The 1,753-nt window shown below is 56.4% G+C and carries 3 protein-coding genes; 2 read left to right on the forward strand and 1 reads right to left on the reverse strand.

The features are described from left to right. Positions 1 to 451 precede the first annotated feature (451 nt). Together ABS761_RS16790 and ABS761_RS16795 are read left to right on the forward strand one after the other, a co-directional pair. Complete coding sequence (locus tag ABS761_RS16790) at positions 452 to 625, forward strand: BrnT family toxin (protein WP_350409536.1); 174 nt, start codon at positions 452 to 454, stop codon at positions 623 to 625. After that, the gene (locus ABS761_RS16795) at positions 609 to 881 is read left to right on the forward strand and encodes a BrnA antitoxin family protein (protein WP_350409537.1); all 273 of its coding nucleotides are present in this window, start codon (positions 609 to 611) and stop codon (positions 879 to 881) included. Before ABS761_RS16790 ends, ABS761_RS16795 begins: the two co-directional genes overlap by 17 nt. 603 nt (positions 882 to 1,484) lie before the next feature. On the opposite strand, the gene ABS761_RS16800 is transcribed toward ABS761_RS16795, so the two are convergent. After that, positions 1,485 to 1,753, reverse strand: a 269-nt coding sequence (locus tag ABS761_RS16800; protein ID WP_350409538.1) for a hypothetical protein, incomplete at its 5' end; no start/stop codon positions are given.

Raw genomic sequence — 1,753 nt, forward strand, 5'->3', positions numbered from 1 at the left:
GGGGGCTTCCTGATTGGGTCTCGTTCAACAACCTACATTCTGACAGGTCCAGGGGACTTGTTCAGACCTTCCCTAGCTCTCGGGGCGCTCTTGTTTGTGCTTAGATGACGTACTGTATATTTATGCAGTGTAATGGTCGGAATTCTTGAGGCGTTCAGCAAACGGCGGGAAAGCGGCAAGGGACAATGCGTCCGGGCTCAGGTAGGGATTTGCCCTGGTTTTCAGGGCGGGGCAAGGTACAGTAAACGGGGTCGGCGTCACGCAAAAAAGCCGCCCTGGGGCGGCCGATATTGCGCGGCATACGTAACTACAAAAATAGCTTGCCTATCGGTGTTTACGTAACTACAATAATGTTATGGAAATCACCTTCGACCTGGCCAAAGACAAGAGCAACCAGCGCAAGCATGGCGCCTCGCTGTCGCTGGCTCAAGAGATCGACTGGCCGTAGGTGATGGCCAAGCCCGACACCCGCCAGGACTATGGTGAGGTGCGGGAAATCGGCTACGCGGTCATCGATGATCGTTTGTACTGCGTGGTGTTCACGCAGCGCGCCGACAAGATGCATGTCATCAGTCTGCGCAAGGCCAATTCACGAGAGGTACGGAATTATGTCGAGCAAACGTAAACTGATCATGCCCACGCCCGAAGAGGACGCAGCGATCAACCGAGGCATTGCGGCCGATCCGGATACCTACGAGCTGGGGCCGGAAGAATTCAAGCAGCTCAAGCGGGTGGGGCGCCCACGCCTGGACACGCCCAAGGTCGCCGTGACGATCCGTTATGACAAGGCCGTGATCGATGCCTTCAAGGCCGGCGGCCCAGGCTGGCAGACCCGCATGAACGAAGCTCTGAAGAAGGCTGTAGCCCGGAAGCACGCGTAGATGTGAAGAAGCCGCCCTGGGGCGGCTGTGCCGACGGAGGAGAGGCCTCTGCCTCTTTACTCCTTACGGCCCTGCTGACTTATATCCTTGGGGGGATTCTCTTGCGGCCCGGTCTTTGGGTCAGGCGTTTGAGATTCGCTTTTCTCTTGTGGGAATGGGATCTTTTCTTGGGGGTTCTTTTGTTCCATGATGTACTCCAATAATTTGAGTTTGGGCCACCCGGGATGGGCAGGCAAACATGGGAAAGGATGAATTGAGCAGGGCCACTGCCAGACTGGGTTGCGGGCTCAATAGGGCAATCCAGGGAATTTTTCTTTCATCAACCTAAGAAGGCGAGTTCGCTCCTTGACGCGCCTCTTGAGGCGCTCGATCTCGTCTAGTGGAGAAGGGGGTGGGGGTGGCCAGTCCATGTCTGCCGCTCTTAGCTGGGAGCCAAGAAGGTTGGCGACTAAAAGATGTGAAGTCATGAGGGTTCCGAATGTCTGGCCGGATTTTTAGTCTATTTCAGGCCAGTGGTTGCCCGTCGCCAAACGCTCCAGCATCGAAGATGCTGGTGTGCAACAGGCTGCATGCGTGACGCATGTGATGGTGCCGGAGGCTGGCTCAGCGAATCGCCGTGTAGCGATGCTCGGTAATAATTCTCGCCTCGGATTCCCCAGTGTGGGGTTTGTGGGAACAGATAGCGAGCTTTACTTTGTATATGTTGTTACGGCCTCTTTGCGCCTCGCGGCGACTTTGGCTGGGCGCAAAAAAGGCCTCTGGGAAGGCGTAAGCTCCCCTGGTAATCCCCCCATTTGGGTATTCCGGTCGATCGTGACCACCGATTCCGGCATCGTGACCACCGATTCCGGCATCGTGACCACCTAGTCCGG

Source organism: Castellaniella sp. GW247-6E4 (assembly GCF_040276065.1).
Classification (GTDB): Bacteria; Pseudomonadota; Gammaproteobacteria; order Burkholderiales; family Burkholderiaceae_B; genus Castellaniella.